This window comes from Acinetobacter brisouii CIP 110357, assembly GCF_000488275.1.
Taxonomy (GTDB): Bacteria; Pseudomonadota; Gammaproteobacteria; order Pseudomonadales; family Moraxellaceae; genus Acinetobacter; species Acinetobacter brisouii.
In genome coordinates, this window is record NZ_KI530762.1 from 1,602,839 (window position 1) to 1,619,897 (window position 17,059).

Annotated in this window: 18 protein-coding genes; 3 read left to right on the forward strand and 15 right to left on the reverse strand. The window is 46.1% G+C overall.

What is annotated here, in order from left to right; all coding sequences use genetic code 11:
* The first annotated feature begins 49 nt into the window (after positions 1–49).
* Both P255_RS07685 and P255_RS07690 read left to right on the forward strand, forming a co-directional pair.
* Entirely contained in the window at positions 50–919 is an 870-nt protein-coding gene (locus tag P255_RS07685; protein WP_004900730.1) for an ATP-binding protein, read from the forward strand.
* A 65-nt stretch (positions 920–984) separates the two neighbouring features.
* Positions 985–1,920: a LysR family transcriptional regulator gene (locus P255_RS07690; RefSeq protein WP_004900728.1), complete on the forward strand. Its 936-nt coding sequence runs from the start codon at positions 985–987 to the stop codon at positions 1,918–1,920.
* 30 nt (positions 1,921–1,950) lie between these two features.
* Here the strand turns inward: P255_RS07690 and madM are convergent, their stop codons facing one another.
* From madM to glnT, 15 genes are all read right to left on the reverse strand, one after another.
* Positions 1,951–2,718 (reverse strand): malonate transporter subunit MadM, encoded by a 768-nt coding sequence (gene madM / locus P255_RS07695; protein WP_004900727.1) that lies wholly within the window; start codon positions 2,716–2,718, stop codon positions 1,951–1,953.
* Positions 2,711–3,133, reverse strand: coding sequence for a malonate transporter subunit MadL (madL, locus tag P255_RS07700; RefSeq protein WP_004900726.1), 423 nt, complete (start codon positions 3,131–3,133; stop codon positions 2,711–2,713). Before madL ends, madM begins: the two co-directional genes overlap by 8 nt.
* A gap of 53 nt (positions 3,134–3,186) precedes the next feature.
* A complete protein-coding gene (gene mdcH, locus P255_RS07705; RefSeq protein WP_004900723.1) occupies positions 3,187–4,116 on the reverse strand; it encodes a malonate decarboxylase subunit epsilon in 930 nt (309 codons plus the stop codon).
* Complete coding sequence (locus P255_RS07710; RefSeq protein ID WP_004900719.1) at positions 4,113–4,733, reverse strand: malonate decarboxylase holo-ACP synthase; 621 nt, start codon at positions 4,731–4,733, stop codon at positions 4,113–4,115. The genes mdcH and P255_RS07710 overlap by 4 nt, the downstream gene beginning before the upstream one ends.
* A complete protein-coding gene (gene mdcE, locus P255_RS07715; RefSeq protein WP_004900717.1) occupies positions 4,730–5,578 on the reverse strand; it encodes a biotin-independent malonate decarboxylase subunit gamma in 849 nt (282 codons plus the stop codon). The genes P255_RS07710 and mdcE overlap by 4 nt, the downstream gene beginning before the upstream one ends.
* Positions 5,575–6,423: a biotin-independent malonate decarboxylase subunit beta gene (locus P255_RS07720; protein ID WP_004900715.1), complete on the reverse strand. Its 849-nt coding sequence runs from the start codon at positions 6,421–6,423 to the stop codon at positions 5,575–5,577. The genes mdcE and P255_RS07720 overlap by 4 nt, the downstream gene beginning before the upstream one ends.
* Positions 6,416–6,715, reverse strand: a complete 300-nt coding sequence (locus P255_RS07725; protein WP_004900713.1) for a malonate decarboxylase subunit delta — start codon at positions 6,713–6,715, stop codon at positions 6,416–6,418. Before P255_RS07725 ends, P255_RS07720 begins: the two co-directional genes overlap by 8 nt.
* 19 nt (positions 6,716–6,734) lie before the next feature.
* Positions 6,735–7,601 (reverse strand): triphosphoribosyl-dephospho-CoA synthase, encoded by an 867-nt coding sequence (locus P255_RS07730; protein WP_004900711.1) that lies wholly within the window; start codon positions 7,599–7,601, stop codon positions 6,735–6,737.
* On the reverse strand, positions 7,602–9,281 hold the full coding sequence (gene mdcA / locus P255_RS07735) for a malonate decarboxylase subunit alpha (RefSeq protein WP_004900708.1): 1,680 nt from the start codon (positions 9,279–9,281) through the stop codon (positions 7,602–7,604).
* Between the two features lie 199 nt (positions 9,282–9,480).
* Positions 9,481–11,115 (reverse strand): SulP family inorganic anion transporter, encoded by a 1,635-nt coding sequence (locus tag P255_RS07740; protein ID WP_004900705.1) that lies wholly within the window; start codon positions 11,113–11,115, stop codon positions 9,481–9,483.
* Positions 11,112–11,528, reverse strand: coding sequence for a hypothetical protein (locus tag P255_RS07745; RefSeq protein WP_004900703.1), 417 nt, complete (start codon positions 11,526–11,528; stop codon positions 11,112–11,114). The genes P255_RS07740 and P255_RS07745 overlap by 4 nt, the downstream gene beginning before the upstream one ends.
* Positions 11,529–11,645: 117 nt before the next feature.
* Positions 11,646–12,980 carry an FMN-binding glutamate synthase family protein gene (locus P255_RS07750; protein WP_004900701.1) on the reverse strand — a complete coding sequence of 445 codons (1,335 nt, stop codon included), beginning with the start codon at positions 12,978–12,980 and terminating at the stop codon, positions 11,646–11,648.
* A 27-nt stretch (positions 12,981–13,007) separates the two neighbouring features.
* Positions 13,008–13,727 (reverse strand): GltB/FmdC/FwdC-like GXGXG domain-containing protein, encoded by a 720-nt coding sequence (locus tag P255_RS07755; protein ID WP_004900698.1) that lies wholly within the window; start codon positions 13,725–13,727, stop codon positions 13,008–13,010.
* A gap of 29 nt (positions 13,728–13,756) precedes the next feature.
* Entirely contained in the window at positions 13,757–14,680 is a 924-nt protein-coding gene (locus tag P255_RS07760) for a class II glutamine amidotransferase (protein WP_004900697.1), read from the reverse strand.
* A gap of 44 nt (positions 14,681–14,724) precedes the next feature.
* Positions 14,725–16,116 carry a type III glutamate--ammonia ligase gene (gene glnT, locus P255_RS07765; RefSeq protein ID WP_004900693.1) on the reverse strand — a complete coding sequence of 464 codons (1,392 nt, stop codon included), beginning with the start codon at positions 16,114–16,116 and terminating at the stop codon, positions 14,725–14,727.
* Between the two features lie 295 nt (positions 16,117–16,411).
* On the opposite strand from glnT, the gene P255_RS07770 reads away from it, so the two are divergent.
* Entirely contained in the window at positions 16,412–17,008 is a 597-nt protein-coding gene (locus tag P255_RS07770; protein ID WP_004900692.1) for a helix-turn-helix domain-containing protein, read from the forward strand.
* Positions 17,009–17,059: the final 51 nt, after the last annotated feature.

Sequence of the window (17,059 nt, forward strand, 5' to 3'; positions counted from 1 at the left end):
TTTTGTCTTATGCTTAAACCTACAAAAAACCAGCAAACTAGACCTAATTATGGCACATATCGATTTACCCCAAGAATTTCTCGAACGTATTGGCTACGTATTGCAACAGTTACAACAAGCCCTCCCTGAAGTAAAAACTGAAGTCGATTTTTCTGCACCAGCTTATAAATGGCAAAAGCAGCAGCTTAAACCGATTGCTCAACCTAAAAAAATGTATCTGGAAGACCTAAAAGGCATTGAACGTCAAAAGCAAAAAGTCATACAAAATACCTTACAGTTTCTCAAAGGCTTACCTGCCAATGACGTATTGCTCACAGGCGCACGCGGTACAGGGAAATCATCGATTGTACGTGCATTGCTGACCGAATATGCAGATCAGGGCTTACGTCTGATTGAAATTGAACGTGATGACCTGTCAGATTTACCTGAAATTGAAAAACTCATCAAAGGTCGCCCTGAAAAATTTATTGTGTACTGTGATGACCTCGCCTTTAATGCTGAAGATGAAAACTACCGTAGCTTAAAAAGCGTGTTAGATGGTTCATTACAATCGGGCAATAACAATTTTATTATCTATGCGACCAGTAACCGTCGTCATTTACTGCCTGAATTCATGCATGAGAATACGCCCGTCACAAAAGTTGATGTGCCTCAGTACACCGAATTACATCCGCAAGAAGCGATTGAGGAAAAGATTTCACTCTCTGACCGTTTTGGCTTATGGCTGTCATTTTACCCAATGGATCAGGCGCTGTATCTGGAAGTGGTTGAGCATTATCTGAAAAAAGCCAATATTGAATTTACAGAGGAAGCGCGTGCTGAAGCCCTGCGCTGGTCACAAGGTCGTGGACAACGTTCAGGTCGTGCTGCGTATCAGTTTTCTAAACACTGGATTGGTTCAAATCTACTCAACCAATGATTTAATCTGTTATATGATTGGCTTGGCTATACCGAGCCAATTTTTAAGAATATGGATGTTCTATTATGCAGATTGATGATGAAATCACCTTAAAGAAAATCCAGATTTTTCTTGCCTTTATGCGTTATGGCAACTTGTCCAAAACGGCCGATGAAATGCAGGTCAGTAATGTCAGTATTCATAAGGCCCTACATTCTTTGGAAAGTGCGCTACGCTGTCCGCTGTTTAAAAATGAAGGGCGTAATCTGATTCCACTGAAAAGTGCCTATGTGTTTGAAGAACATGCACAGAAAATTGTGGCTGACTTAGTGCTAAGCGTTGAAAAAACCCGTGAAGCCGCAGGTTTTGCAGCCAAGGTTTTGCGCTTAGGTTCACTGTATTCCCTCACGGTCAAAACCATTCCTTCCCTGATCAGTGGTTTAAAATTACGGCGTAGCGAACTGGATATTCAGCTTTTACTCAGTTCCAATCAGGATTTGGTGACCAAGCTGAAACAGACTGAGATTGACGCGATTATTGTGGCGCTGAACGAAACAACGGCCAGCAATGATTTTGAAATTTTACCAATGTTTCAGGATGATATTTTTCTCGCTGTACCCAAAGATTCCAAATATGCCCAGCTCAACGAAATCGACCTGAGTTTACTCAAAGCAGAAACCTTTATTACTTTAAACAAGGGCTTTGCAACACATAGTGATAGTGAAGTGGTGTTTCAAAAAGCGGGTTTTGAGCCAAAAGTGGCTTTGCAGGTCAGTGATATTTTCACTTTAATTAGTATGGTCAGCTCAGGAGTCGGTTTTGCTTTGTTACCTGGACGAATTTCGGCAGTCTATGAAAGTTCGGTCAAACTGATTCCACTACAAGCAAATTTTAGAATCCAGCAACATATTGGTTTGGTGTTCTTAAAAAGCAAAGAACGCGATCCAAATTTACTCGCGTTAATTGCAGAATGCCGCATGTTTGCCAACAAATTTCAAAGTCATTCAACATCAGGGCAATAGTGCTATTGCCCAACATGATGACCTCATGATTTAGCTGCCAACCAACATTTTCACGATTAGAAATAATATCGATGGTCCCATCAAACAACCCAAACCTGTGTGGAATGTTGCGGTCAATGCACCATACGGAACAAGACGACGATCTGTTGCTGCCAATCCCGCAGAAACTCCACTCACTGTCCCTGCCAATCCACCAAAAATCATGGCTGAACGCGGGTTATCCAAGCCCATAAATTTGGCTGTCATCGGGGTTGTTACCATCACACAAATCGCTTTCACTAAACCTGTTGCAATCGACAGTGCCATCACATCTGAAGATGCACCAATTGCTGCACCTGTCACAGGTCCAACAATATAAGTCACTGCACCAGCGCCAATCGTGGTAATGCTGACTGCATCACGATAACCAAAAATCCACGCAAAGCAGCAACCAACGATAAATGGCAGAATCGTACCTAAGAACAGTGAAAATGCACCAATAAACCCTGCTTTTTTAGCCTCGGTTGCCTGCACTTCGAATGCAGTTGCAACAATGGTAAAGTCACGCAGCATTGCACCACCCATTAAACCCACACCAGAAAACAGTGCAATATCGGTCAGTCCTTTTTGCCCACCAGTCATGGTTCCACCGACCCATGCCAAGATTAAGCCAATCACAATTGCAATTGCAGAACCGTGTACTCGACCTTTGGTCAGATATTTCGAGATTTTGGTAGACAGCCACATTACGAGGGCAACCAGTGCAAATGCAGTAATCAAGCCCAAATGGGTAAGATCTTTGAATAATAAATCAGCCATGTGCCTTACCTCCGATGTTTGCTAATGTCACCTCTTGTTCATTTTCCTTTGGGAGAGGTTCACCTTTTTTATAACGGCTCAGTGCTGCGATGGTAAAAGTACAAACCACAACTGACCCAACTGCTGCAAATAATGCCAAATGACCACTCGACAATGCCGATACCACATTTTGCTGCGCTGCCATTGCCACTACGACAGGAATGTACATGGTGCCCCAGAAGGTCACGCCTTTTTCTGTTTCAGGAATCATTAGACCGCGTTTATGCATCCATAACCGAATGAAAATCAAAAGAATCATGGCAATACCAACACCACCGACATTTGATTTAACGCCTAATAGAATACCCAGAAGGTCACCGACTACCGTACCGACCAGTGTGCAAAGTGCGAGTATTCCAACTCCATAAATAATCATTGTATTTTCCTCATATCCTTGGAAATTCATGTGTCTTTGTGCAAAAAGTGCTGTTAAACGCTCTCTTTCTGCTGTTGCATTGCAATCATGATATTGTCGAGGCGCGTTCCTTGAAACGCCATGACTGAACCTTCTTTAAATATACGGCGGGCAAGCCCTGTGAGCACCGTGCCAGGCAGCAACTCTAGTTGCAACCGAACACCACGTTCCCATGCCGCTTGTACCGTGCTTTCCCATTCCACGATACACGCCATATTGCCTGCCAAATCCTGACGAATCTGTGAAGCGCTCATCATCAAACGCGCGGTACTACTACTCAAATATCGAATCTTTGCTGTTTTAAACTCAACCTCTTGCATCGCTTGCGCCAAGGTTTGCGCTTGCTGTTCCAATAATTCACAATGTGATGGCACACTGACCTGTAAACGTTTTGCCAAAACACCTTGCAGCTGAGCCAGACTCACCACATCTTGCATGGCGGCATTTTCACCTGAAATCACAATCTGGTTTGCAGCGTTGATATTGGCCACATAAACTTGCCCTGACTGCTGTTGAACTTGATTGATCCAATGTTCAACCTGAGTCCGACTCGCACCGATGATGGCAGTCATGCCATAACCTGTCGGGTACGCAGTTTGCATCAGCTCACCACGCAATGCGACCAGTCTGACGGCATCTTCAAAGCTCAGTACGTCGGCAACCACTGCCGCTGCCCATGCCCCGATTGACAGCCCTGCCACATAATCAGGTTTAAGCTGTTTCTGCAATAGTTGCTGTGAACTCAGCACCCCTGCGATCAGTAAGCACAGTTGCACGGCTCGAGTCGATTGCAAGGCTTCTGGCGTATCCAAGGTTAAAACATCCTGTCCCAACGCTTGCGAAGCTCGGCTGAAATAACTTTGCACCACATCATCATGAGGTAAGTCATGCAGCATATTTGGCTTTTGTACGCCCTGTCCCGGATACACCCACAATGAACTCATGCAAAAGCCTCCTGCATTGCCCACGGGTTATCCACCAACACCGCACCTTCTGCACGTTTCAAGAGTATCTGATGTCGGGCATTTGCCCAGTCTGCCAATGCCACACCACCGTATGGGGTTTGCAATTGCACATCGACTCGTACAGGCGACTGTCGCAAAGCCGCCAATAATACTTTTGCATCTGCTTTGGCTAACGCATTTGGCATACGAATCAGCACATCCAAGTCGCTGTTGGCATGCATCACCTGTATGCCTGTTGCCAACTCAAAACCTGTACTACCCGTAATGCCCCACGCCCAGCCTGTGGCCTGTAACACTTGATCAATCAGCTGGATTTTTTCGGCAATCACTGGAAATAATTCAGCATTGACTTCAATCAACTGTTCAGGTTTCACAATACGTTGAATTGCAGCTTTCGGCATCACACACGCCAAGCGTTGCCAACGTTGTACACCACGAATCCCCACTGCCACCTGATCAGGATCGGTCACAGCACGACGCACCACCACAGGTTGACCTGCTGAAATTGCCTGCGATGCCCAATCAGGAACTTGCTCAGGAAGCGCGCTGAGCGGCATTCCCCAAAGCAAATCGTGGACTTGTGGTGCGCTGATCATACAGATTGCTCACGTGACCATTGTTCACGCAACAAGGCGCGCACTTTTTGTGATGCCTGACGGTTTTCACCATGAAAGCGTGACGACAAACTTCGGTCTTGGCTTTGCAAAATGTCCTGTAACGCGGCTGATACATGCTGCTGAATCAATAGCACATCTTCAGCTTGCGGATGCACAATATCCTGTACCTGTAAAATCTCGGCCAGTAATCCCAATCTGTGATAACTCTGAATGTCATACGCCATTGGTGCGACTTTTGCAGCTAACTGCTCCAGTTCTTCAACACTACGCAAAGTCACACGTGCAGCAGATTCTTTACCCATCGCATGTACCATAACGCCTGCATCATCCAGTGCGATTAAGCGATTGGCTTGGTAACCATGTGCCAGAAATGCACCGGACATGGCTTTACCCACCAACAGGCTGATCACTGGATGCCCTGCCAAACGTGCGGTAATGTAACGATCTGCGGCAGCACCCAATGCCTGATAAATCCCTAAAACTTCCTCACGGCGACCATAAGCCTGACTTGGCACATCGACTACACACAAAATGGCACGTTTTTGTGACTGAGCTTCATCGGCTTGGATCACTTGATCTACGGCTTTCGCCAGTGACCAACCTTCAAGTAGACCCACTTCGCCTTGCTGCGCACGTGGAAACTGATTGTTGGCATCTACCACAACAGCAATCACCCGCACGGGATAACCGTTTAACTCACCATCAGCAACGCGTAATGATGCAGGAAAATCGGGGGCGTTTTGAAAACTTGATTCTGCGGTCAAAGCATTGAACCAATTTAAGCCTCTAGCGGCGACACGCGTTGCATTAACATCCATATTCATGCAAATTCTCCTTGATATAACTGCTGTACCGCACTTGGACTGATCTGTTCACGGGTATCTACCTGTGCCATTTTTTCCAAGAACCAGGCATAACGTGAGCTGCGTGGCTGAGCTGGGCAACCTCCACTCAAGAACTGTTGCACTTGCTGGTGAATCTGCTCGACATCATCTTCAACAAAAGCATCGACCAAACCCGATGCAAAGCGTTGTGCGCCGCCTGTAATGCTCCAGATAAATGGGCGATCTTTGGCATCGTATTCTTGTACACCTGCTTCCTGCTCAATCACTTGCGGGCCATTCAACCCCAAACGCCCTTCTTGAGTCAAAATCAGATAACTACACAACCCAGCGGCAATCGACATACCACCGAAACAGCCCACGCTGCCCGCAACAATTCCAATCACAGGCTGATACTGACGTAATTCCACAATCGCCGCATGAATCTCGGCAATCGCTGCCAAGCCCAAATTGGCTTCCTGTAACCGCACACCACCTGTTTCGAGCAATAACACGGCTGCGGTTGGAATACCTTTGCGGTTATCTTCAATCGCCAGTTCCAAAGCGCCTGCAATTTTTGCACCGCCAACTTCACCAAGGCTTCCGCCCTGAAATGCACCTTCAATGGCAATCACCACGACAGGCTGCTTTTGTATAGTTCCTTTAATGACCACTACGCCATCATCGGCTTGCGGCACAATATTTTGCTTAGGCAACCACGGCGACGTGATCCGATCAAATGGATCAACCAGTTCACGGTAACGCAAATCAAGCAGGCTTTGCGCACGCTGACGCGCGGAAAGTTCAATGAAACTGCTACGCTGTAATAAGTCTTGAATATCAGTCATGTTGCGCTTCCTCCAAAGCTTGCTCTAAACGTAAGCGCACCACGCCCGGGGTTGCACCAAAATCATTGATTTCAATGTTGACTGCTGGTAATTCCTGCATAGCAAACACACGTTCAAACAAATTTTTCCAGCGCACTTGGCTGCCATCGACCGATGTGGTCACCTGAATGTTTAACGTGTCACCCTCTTTGGGTTCAACCAAAATTTCTAAATCACCCGAACCGACACAACCGACCAACGCACGTTGTTTAGCAACACGCTGGGCAGCAAATTTAAAATTAAATATTTCCATGTATGTTCATCCTGATAGGTTATTCGCCTTGAAAACGCTCTACCTGATCGACAAATAAAGTCGCTGCCAATAAATCCGCCGCACCGCCAGGTGAAGCATTCAGACGCAATAAATCAATTTCCAGCAAATACAGTTCACGACGTGCTGCCAGACTGGCATAACCACCGAGTGCCAAAACTTGTCCTGCACCTTGCTGCATGCGCTTTAAGCCATTTAATCCCGCCCGATACAGCACACAGGTATCATCCAGATGCTGCATAATCGCGAGCAACGCATCTAAACGGGCAAACTCCTCACGCATCGAACGCTGTCGGGTGTGGCGAAGCTGTGGCAAGGCATGCTGACGAATCGCAGGAAAACCTTGCTGTGCTTGCTGCTTTGCCCCTTGCTTGCCATGTTTGTGCAATACCATTTGCCCATGACTTAAGGTAGCTTTCGCTGTTACAGCTCGGTCTTCAAGTTGTGCGATTTGCCCTGCACAAAGACACACTTCCTCCGCAGATGTTCCTTGTGGCAACAACGTCGCAGCTGTCACCAGTAAACCGAGTGCCCAAATCGCCCCACGATGGGTATTCACGCCGCCCGTCACCGCCAACATGGCTTGCTCACCTTCACGCCCAAGCTGTCCAATCTGCTCGCGTAACGCCTGTGAAATTTCGCCATGTTGTGCTGCTGCCAAACTCATGGCAACAAACATATTTCTTAAACTTTCAGCCGACTGTTCCATCAAGTTCAGGGTCAAATCCTGATGTGCGCCTGAACTACGTGCATCGACCAGTGCAGGTTTGGGTGACAAACGCACTTCATCGAGTAGAGCTTGTACCGCAAAATCTGCGAAGGTATCGGCTAGATAGTGCTGCGGTTTGAGTTGAAAAAATGCATTCATTTACCAACTCCGAAATTTAGCAGGCGGTTCGTACAGACCATCTGACCATGTCACCAAGTCTGCAATATTTTTAGCCGCAAGCAGCTCACGGGTTGCATCGGTACGGCGAATGCCTAAATCTTCGGGAAATGCCACCAAACCTGCTTGGCGTAGACGTTCAGTATTTTTCGGGTCATGACGTAAACCAATATCGGTCACACCAGCCACTGCCGCGATCATTTCTTCACGTTGTTGCTGACTGTCGGCTTTATATAAATACGCAATGCCTTCTTCGGTAAGCAGATGGGTCACGTCATCGCCATAAATCATGATTGGCGCCAGTGGCATACCTGATTTTTTCGCCACATCGACTGCATCAAGTTGATCGACAAAAGTTGGCTTTCCCCCTTCTTGGAAGGTTTCCACCATCTGTACCACCAGTTTTTTACCACGTGCCAGATAAGTGTCGGTATCATTCAACCCTTGAGGACGCATATCCAGCCATGCAGGCGTGCTATGTCGGCGACCACGTGGGTCATGTCCCATATTTGGCGCACCGCCAAAACCTGCCAAACGCCCTTTGGTGACGGTTGAAGAATGCCCTTGTCCATCGACCTGCAAAGTTGCACCAATAAACAGATCTACCGCATATTGCCCTGCTAACTGACACATCATGCGGTTGGAACGCAGCGAACCATCACGCCCTGTAAAAAATACATCGGGGCGTGCCGCTACATATTTCTCCATGCCCAGTTCAGTCCCGAAGCAATGTACGCTTTCCACCCAACCCGATTCAATCGCAGGAATCAAAGTCGGATGCGGATTTAACGTCCAATTACGGCAAATCTTGCCTTTTAAGCCAAGTGATTCGCCATAGGTTGGCAAGATCAGTTCTATCGCTGCGGTATTAAAACCAATACCGTGATTGAGCGATTGCACCTGATGCTTTTCATAGATGCCGCGAATTGCCATCATTGCCATGAGGACATGTACAGGTTTGATGTGTTTCGGGTCACGAGTAAACAGCGGCTCAATATAAAATGGACGATCTGCTACCACCACAAAATCCACCCAAGAGGCAGGAATATCGACGCGTGGCAAATCGGTTACGTCATCAACTAATTTGTTGACCTGTACAATCACAATCCCATCACTAAAAGCCGCAGGTTCAATCAATGCTGGAGAATCTTCGGTACTTGCGCCTGTATAAATATTGCCGTGACGGTCTGCCATAAAGCCTGCGGACAACACGACATTCGGAATCAGGTCGACCAGTAAACGCGAATACAGTTCGATGTAGGTATGAATTGCACCAATTTCCAGTAAGCCATCTTCAAGTAACTGGCTAATGCGTAGGCTTTGTGTGCCTGCAAAAGAAAAATCAAGTTTACGCGCAATGCCTTTTTCAAATAAATCCAGATGCTCTGGACGCCCAACACTTGGCATGATCATGTGCAGATCATGCAATACATCGGGGCTGGTCTGTGCCAATGCACGTGAAAGAAAATCGGCTTGTTTTTGGTTGTTACCCTCAAGGATGACTTTATCGCCTGGGGTAATTAAGGTTTCGAGCGCCTGAACAATGTTTTGGGTGGGAATCACTACACCGTCGGCAAACTTGCGTGCCAAGTCCAATTTAATCTGCTTGGCATAACGGCGTTTATTCCAAATTCGATCTTTATGCTGTACCGAGCCTTCCATGCGATGTCCTGTTCTGCAGTTCATGTTTTCATCTATAAAACCCTGTTCAGGGTTTTTGATCAATAAACTCGAAATGCAGAACATTAACTTCAAGTTAATGAATCTCTTTTATTACTCCAAAAAGCTCAATTAAATAGATCTTGAAATTGCTTTCTCCCCTTGAGGGAGAAAACTTAAAAAGAGATGATAAAAGACTGGATTAAGTCGCAGATGAAGCTATCTGCTCGTATTGCTGTACAGCATCATCGACACTTTGTGCCTCATAACTGGATTGGGGAAATAATGGGCTATTCACATATAGTAAGGTTTGTGCTACTGAACGACGTACCCGTGCCAATTGCAGGTCTATTTTCTGATCCTGTAAATGCTGAGCCAACAATAACAACTCCTCAACACTGGTACTGTCCAGACTCGGACATTCCTCCAGATTTAAAATCACATGTTGATAATTTTGCTCAGAAAGTTTGTGTATAATCGCGTTCGAAATTTTTTCCGCATTGGCAAAAAACATCGGGTGATCAGGTCGAGCAATTAAAATGCCATCGGGCGCCACGGCTTCAGGAAAACGATCTATATCGACAAAATCATGCCCGCCCCCTAGACGCCCAAGCCATGCAATTTGAGGAACCGAATAGCTTTTAAGCATCATCAAAATACTGACAATAATCGCAATCACCAACCCGTTGAGCACCCCAAAAATAATCACGGCCCAAATCGCAATCATGGACAATAAGCGATCTTTTCGCCAAATAAAGTACTGTTTAAACGGTGTAAAACGAATATGTCCACTCACCGCATACATCACAATACTGGCAAGAATCGGCTCAGGAATATTGGCAATATACTGACGAAAACACAGCAGAAAAATCACCACTGCCAGCGCTGCCACCCATGCTGATTTTTTGCTTTTTGCCCCTGCTGTTTCGTTGGCTGAAGTTGCAGAATAACCTGCACCGACGGCCATCCCTTTTAGCAATCCCGAACAGATATTACCAACACCCAATGCAATCAGGTCACGGTTGGGTTCGCTTGGATCATTGTATTTCAGCGCAAAGGTACGAATCGAGGTATAAGATTCAGCATAAATAATCAGGGCAACCGCCAGCGCGATTTCGACCAGTTGCAACCAGCTGTTCATACTCAAATGAGGTAAACTGGCACTAGGCAAAACAAACTCAAAATGCCCAACTGAACGAATGCCCCATTCTTGGGTATATCCCATCACATTTAAGCCAATACCTAAAATAATCAGCAACAAAGCAACAGGAATGGTTTTATAGCGTTGAGTGAACTGTAGGATTAAAAGTGCGCTCAGCCCCATACCCAAGGCGTGCCAGTTCCAGCTCGAATAGGCTTGCAGCATTTCCCACAATTGACGAAAAAAATCGCTATGTGCAGGATGTACCTGTATTACCGCAGGTAATTGCTTCACCACAATGCTCAGTGCCAAGCCGAAGGAGAACCCCTTTAACACAGGTTTGGCAATAAAATGCGTAACCTCTCCGAGCTTAAACAGCCCTGCAATCACCAGTAAAATGCCCGATAAAAACACCAGTGCATACGCCAGAGTTGCCCGCTCTGGCGAAGAAAACACCACAATGGTGGCTAAACCTGAACTGATGACGGCGGCAGAAGACGACGTTGAGGAGACAATCGCAAAACGGCTATTCCCAATCAGGCCATAAATCACCAAACCCAGTACCAGCGCCACCAAACCACTTTGCGGTGACAGCCCTGCAATATTGGAATATGCAACCGCTTCAGGCAGCAACAAGCCTGCGATGGATAAACCCGCAATGACATCAAAAATCGGGATTTTTTTAGCCACAGTCATAGGCTTGCCAAATCTTGTGCAGTAAGCGAAATAATCTGGCAAGGAATCAGTGCGTCTTCATCGTGTAGATAGACAGCACATAAGCGGTGATAACCATCTGCAATAATCAAATGCCGCAGCCCCAAATCACGTACTAATAGCAAAGGCGAAAGTGCTTTTTCTTGTTCAATCTTGCTTAAATCCTTTGCCACGTGAAAATTGCGTTCATCCAGCAAAGGCAGTTGTGCTGCCCGAAAAATGTCTTTGGCTTTAAACTGGCTCACCTCTTCTGCCTGCAAACGGCTCACCAATTTTTCAACTTGTGAAGGGTGCAACAATAAACATAAATAAGAACTTGCCGCAGGATAATCATGCGCTTCTGGTTTATCGAGCCAAACAATTGAATGTTTAGTTTTTTTATTATTGCTGTCCATGATTTAAGACTCCTTATTATTGCTATAAATCCTCTGACAGCATAACAAATCAACTCAGTAAAAGTCTGTAAAAAAAGCGAGCACATGGCTCGCTTTATGGTTGGGGGTCAGACTCAGTTAAAACTGAACTTGACCAGGTACCCAGTTTGTTCCTGCCAGTGGCACACGTGCCATCGCTGCTGCTTCAACAGTGAGTGCCACCAAGTCTTCAGGATCAAGGTTGTGCAAGTGTGATTTACCACAGGCACGCGCCATGGTTTGTGCTTCAAGCACCAATACACGTAAGTAGTTTGCCAAGTGGCGACCACCTTCAATCGGATCAAGATTTTTTGATAATTCAGGGTTTTGAGTCGTAATCCCCGCAGGGTCTTGACCATTTTGCCAGTCATCGTAATAACCTGATGCTGAACCAATTTTTTTCAATTCTTCATTTAAACGTGGATGGTTATCGCCCAGTGCAATCAAGGCTGCTGTCCCAATCGCAACTGCATCTGCACCCAGTGCCATGGCTTTTGCCACGTCAGCACCTGTACGAATCCCGCCTGAAACGATCAACTGAACTTTGCGATGCATGCCCATTTCCTGAAGTGCCTGCACCGCTTGCGGAATGGCAGATAAAATTGGAATCCCGACATGTTCAATAAACACTTCCTGAGTTGCTGCCGTACCGCCTTGCATACCATCAAGCACGATCACATCTGCGCCTGCTTTTACTGCAAGTTTGACATCGTAATACGGGCGGCTTGCCCCGATTTTCACATAGATCGGTTTTTCCCAGTCAGTGATTTCACGGATTTCTGCAATTTTAATTGCAAGGTCATCTGGACCTGTCCAGTCAGGGTGACGACAAGCACTACGTTGATCCACACCGACTGGGAGTGTACGCATGCCTGCCACACGTTCAGTGACTTTCATGCCTAAAAGCATACCACCACCACCTGGTTTTGCACCTTGACCGAGTACAATTTCAATCGCATCGGCTTTGCGTAAATCGTCTGGGTTCATGCCATAGCGTGAAGGCAGGTATTGATACACCAAAGTTTGCGAATGACCGCGTTCTTCAGGCGTCATACCACCGTCACCTGTTGTGGTTGATGTACCCACCATGGTTGCACCGCGCCCCAAAGCTTCTTTGGCGTTGGCAGACAATGCACCAAAACTCATTCCCGCAATAGTCACAGGTACTTTCAGGTGAATCGGTTTTTTAGCAAACCGTGTACCAAGCACCACATCTGTTCCACATTTTTCACGATAACCTTCAAGTGGATAACGTGACATGCTCGCACCGAGCAATAACAAGTCATCAAAGTGTGGCAATTTGCGTTTTGTACCACCACCACGGATATCATAAATCCCTGTAGAGGCCGCACGTTGAATTTCCTGAATCGTTAAACGGTCAAATGTCGCAGATTCGCGTAATACTGGTTCAAATTGAGTAGTAGATTGAGTCATGATTAAAATCTCCGAGCCACGTTGGGTTTAGTAAGCAGATGCGTTGTCGACTTTAAAGTTGTAAAGTTGGCGCGCCGAGCCATAGCGTTTAAATGTAGTTGGATCTTCATCAAATCCAGCCTGCTCTAACAGCTCTGCCAACTCGGCAATGTGTTCTGGACGCATTTCTTTTTCAATACAGTCTGAACCCAAAGATTTCACTGTGCCTTTGACATAAATACGCACTTCATAAAGTGAGTCGCCCAATGCATCCCCTGCATCGCCACACACCACCAAGCGTCCTGCTTGTCCCATAAAGCAGCTCATGTGTCCAATGCTGCCACCCACCACAATATCTACACCTTTCATGGAGATGCCACAGCGCGCGCCTGCATCACCATCGATCACCAGCAAACCACCGTGTGCGGTTGCGCCCGCAGCTTGTGACGCATTACCCTTGATGCGGACTGAACCTGACATCATGTTTTCAGCAACGCCGACACCGACGTTTCCGTTCACGATCACATCAGCTTCTTGGTTCATGCCTGCACAGTAATAACCTGCGTGCCCGTCAATAGTGACCTGTACAGGAGCTTTCACACCCACTGCGATATTGTGCTGACCTGCTGGGTTCTGCACAGTCCATGCAGGAATTGCAGCAACCAATTCAGGGGTATGTAATGCCTGATTGAGTTCGCGAATGCTGTCCACGCTCAGGTCAAAAGTGTCTTTTAATTCGATTTTGTCTGCCAATACTGTGCTATTCATCGTGTTTATTCCTCTAATTGTTTTGGTCTTTATGCTGCTGCGCCAGTCTTGGCTGTTGAGCGTTCCCAGACATATAAAGTTGCTGGTTCTGGTTCCCAGACTTTGGCTTTGTCGATGTTTGGTAGTGAAGCCAATGCCTGATATTCAGATGCCATTGCCACATAATCATCGGTTTCTGCCAGAACCGCAGGTTTGCAGGCAATCGGATCACGGATCACCGCAAAACCGTCACGTGTCCCAATCGCAAAAGTAAAGAAACCATCCAAGTCATCCAGTGCATGATTCAATGCTTGTGCTAGGTTATCGCCTTCTTGTAAGCGCCAAGTCAGGTAGCCTGCAGCCACTTCAGTGTCGTTATCGGTTTCAAAATGAATGCCTTGACGTTTCAATTCCTGACGTAAACGCGCATGGTTCGACAATGAACCGTTGTGTACCAAACACAAATCCGCACCTGTGGAGAACGGATGACTGCCTTCCATGGTCACAGCGCTTTCAGTTGCCATACGGGTATGCCCGATAATGTGACTGCCTTTCATGTTGGCCAAGCCAAAGCGTTCAGAGATTTCGACAGGCAAGCCCATGCCTTTTAAAATTTCGATGCTTTGTCCGACACTCATGATTTTCAGTTCAGACGCAAGTTCAGTGATTGCTGCACGAACAGTTGTTTCATCTGCTTCGACTTTAAGCACGGCCGCAGTTGCGTTTTGGAACCAGTCAAAGCCTGTACCAAGTTTCGCTTCTAGTTTTTCTGCAAATGCTTGCCAGTTAAAGTTTTCGTCAGTAGTTTGCAAGGTCAGTTTGACCCAGCCGTCTTGCACTTCATCGCCATAGATCGCAAAGCCTGCGCTGTCTGGCCCACGCCCAGTCATGGCTTCAAGCATCGGTTCAAACAGTTTGCCCAATTGAGATTCGAGCGCTGGATTTTTTAAGTAAAGTCCGACAATGCCACACATAATGCTTACTCCAATAGATTCAATTCTGTTGATTTATCTGAAATTTAGAAAAATTCGGTATAACGCTGGATTTCCCAATCAGACACATGTCGACTGTATTCCACCCATTCCATACTTTTTTGATTGATAAACTCATCCACGATTTCTGCACCCATTTTTTCTCTAAACAATGGATCAGCTTTGAGTGCTTCAACGGCTTCTTTGAGTGACTGTGGCAAAGTTTCTATGCCACGTGCTGCAATTTCTTCTAATCCGAGGCTGTACAGATTTTCATTGCAGGCTGCTGGTGGAGTCAGTTCACGTTCAATGCCATCTAAGCCTGCAGCAATAATCGCGGCTGACACCAAGTACGGATTGCAACCTGCATCTGGAAGGCGCAGCTCAATACGACCATACGGAATACGCACCATGGCTGAACGGTTGTTGGAACCATAAGCAATAAATGCAGGTGCCCATGTCGAACCAGACAATGAACGACCCACAACAAGGCGTTTATAGGAGTTCACAGTTGGCGCACAGAAAGCACACAGTGCTGGGCCATGTTCAAGTAAACCTGCGATAAAGTGATAGGCCATTTTGGATAAGCCCATACCGCTTGGGTCGCTTGGGTCATGGAACAGGTTGCTGGATTCTTCACTGCCGATGGACAGATGAAAGTGCATACCGTTACCTGCACGTTTTGGATCAGGTTTTGGCATAAACGAACAGATCATGCCCAAATCGTTGGCAATTTCACCTGCCGCCATACGGAAGAAAGTGAACATGTCTGCCGAATTCATGGCATCGCTGTAGGTATAGTTAATTTCAAACTGACCGTTGGCATCTTCATGGTCAATCTGATAAATGTCGAAACCGACAGGAATCAAGGCTTCAGTTAAGCGCTCTAAAAATTCGCGTGAACGCGATAAGCCTTTATAGTCATAGCAAGGTTTATCAAGGTTGTCGGAATCATCCACCATTTTCAGTGAACCATCTTCCGCACGGCGAAACAGGCTAAACTCTGGCTCTAAACCTGTATTCAATGTCCAGCCTTTTGCACTTAAACGCTCGACTTGTTTACGGAGCACATAGCGTGAATCATAAGGGTGTGGCTGACCGTTGACATGACCTTCACAGACCACACGACCATAACCAGGTTGCCAAGGCACTGGCGTTAAGCTCGACAAATCGCCTTTGACCATGAAATCTGGACCATGAGGTTGCATCCCCATACCTGATATGGCAAAACCTGCGAAACCAACGCCATCTTTTTCAATTGCCTTTAGACCAGAAATGGGTACAGATTTGGTTTTTGCAGCACCATGAATATCGACAAACTGTGCCAATACATATTTTAATTGGTACTGATCAATCACCTGTTGAACCTCTGGACGATACATCGGTTTTTTGGTGAGTTGATGTTGATCAAACATCTCCGTTACGGCTTGCTGCAACATGATTGACATACTCCCATATGACAAAAACTAAATGTGGTGCAGAAAATGCATCTTTCTGTGCTTACATGGTTTTAAAAATTCCATTCAAGAAATTTTCTTTCCTAATAAGAAAGCAAATCCCTTGCCAACTTTGTGGTCATTAAAAAAAATTGTGATTTATGGGCAGAAATCGACTATATTTCCAACAAGAATATATATTTCGTAATAGGAATTTTATGTTTTGACAAAGTTCGTTTGCGCTTTGCAGTAAACTACAAAGCAATATTGGTATCGAAATAGTGCGGGATGAACCAGAATGAGACAAACTAAAAATAGTTTAAAACTTGAACAATATATTGGTATTCAAATCAAACGCCATCGTCAAGAACAAGGTTTGAAATTGTCTGAAGTGGCACAAATCGCAGGAATCAGTCAGGGCATGCTCAGCAAGATTGAAAATGCTCAAGTATCGACCAGTCTGGAAACTTTAAGCCGCCTGTGTGAAGTGCTTGGCATTCCCATGTCGACTTTATTTAGCCAGTACGACCAGCAAGAAAGTCACGCTATGCTAGTCAAGTCGGGCGATGGTATGGAAGTCGTTCGCCGTGGCACAGAAAAAGGTCATACCTATCGTTTAATCACCCATTCACGTGGTCCACGTAAAAACTTTGAGGCGTATCTGGTCAGCATGGATGATGCCAGCGAGGAATTCCCGACTTTTGCCCATCCAGGTACGGAAATGTTGTATTTAGTAGAAGGTGAATTGTTGTATCGTCACGGGCATGAAGTATTTCATATGCAACCAGGCGACTGCCTGACCTTAGAAGGTGAAATTCCACACGGTCCCGAAAAACTAATTCAGGTGCCGATTCGCCTGCTGTCTGTGATGAACTACGCACAGCCACAAGAATAATTTTGAGATCACAGACAGGCATGATGTCTCTCCCAAATGCCTGTCTATAGG